Source organism: Streptomyces sp. C (assembly GCF_000158895.1).
GTDB classification, from domain to species: Bacteria; Actinomycetota; Actinomycetes; order Streptomycetales; family Streptomycetaceae; genus Streptomyces; species Streptomyces racemochromogenes.
Map to the genome: position 1 here is coordinate 345366 of NZ_GG657750.1, position 1000 is coordinate 346365.

Annotated in this window: 1 pseudogene; it reads right to left on the bottom strand. The window is 76.1% G+C overall.

The features are described from left to right. A pseudogene (locus tag SSNG_RS41655) lies at positions 1-972 on the bottom strand (formyltransferase family protein); the annotation flags it as partial. Positions 973-1000: the final 28 nt, after the last annotated feature.

The window sequence follows — 1000 nt, forward strand, 5'->3', positions numbered from 1 at the left end:
GCGAGCAGGCGGCGGCAGTGGTCGGTGCTCATGGGCGCCGCCGGGGAAGGAGAAGGTCAGGAAGCCGGCTCCGCCCTGTTCCCGGTAGCGGATGTCGCTCCAGGTGCGGGTGCCGACCGGGGGGCCGTCGAGGGGGGCGGGGATCTCGGGGAGGGCGGGCAGCCGGTCCCCGAGGGCGAGGACGGCGGGGAGTTTGACGGGGGCGGGTTCGCCGGCGACGCGTCGGGCGCGCAGTTCGGGGATCCAGACGGCGCCGTCGCGGGTGGCCCGGCAGATCGCTCCGGCACGGGTGGCGAGCAGCTGCCCGGGGCGGCCGCGGAGGGTGTCCTCGGGGTGGCCGCCGTGCAGGAACCACTGGCCGCCGAGGAGGTCGTCGAGCACGCCGGGCCGGGAATCGGCGGCGCGCAGGGCGCGTACGACGGTGTCGGTGGCGTCGTGGTCCCAGTCGATCCGGCGGTGCGGCTGGCGCAGGTAGGGGCGGGCGGTGGCGGGGCCCTGCGGGGCCGGGGCGTGACTGCCGGAGGCGAAGCGCTCGACGGCGAGCAGGACGGCGGCGAGGGCCGCGTCGGAGACCTCGCCCCGGTAGGCGTCGCTCTTGCCGACGGGCGGGAGCGCGCAGTCCGCGGTCGCCCAGACGTCGCCGGCGTCCATCTCCTCGTCGGCCTGCAGGACGGTGACGCCCCAGCGGGTCCGGTCCTCGGTGACGGCCCAGTCCAGGGAGGAGGGGCCGCGGTCGCCGACGGGTCCGGGGTGGACGATCAGGCAGGTGTACGCGGACCAGACCTCGCGCGGGAGGGCGGTCTTGAGCATCGGCGCGACGACGAGGTCCGGGTGGTGGCGGCGGACGGTCTCGGCGAGGTCCGTGCCGGGCAGGGCCAGTTCGAATGCCACGCTGTGGCCGTGGTCCCGCAGTTCGGCGTGGACCCGTTGGGTGAGGCTGTTGAAGGCGCTCGCGACGAGCAGGACGTGCACGTGATCTCCCAGGCGTCCGGAACCCCGC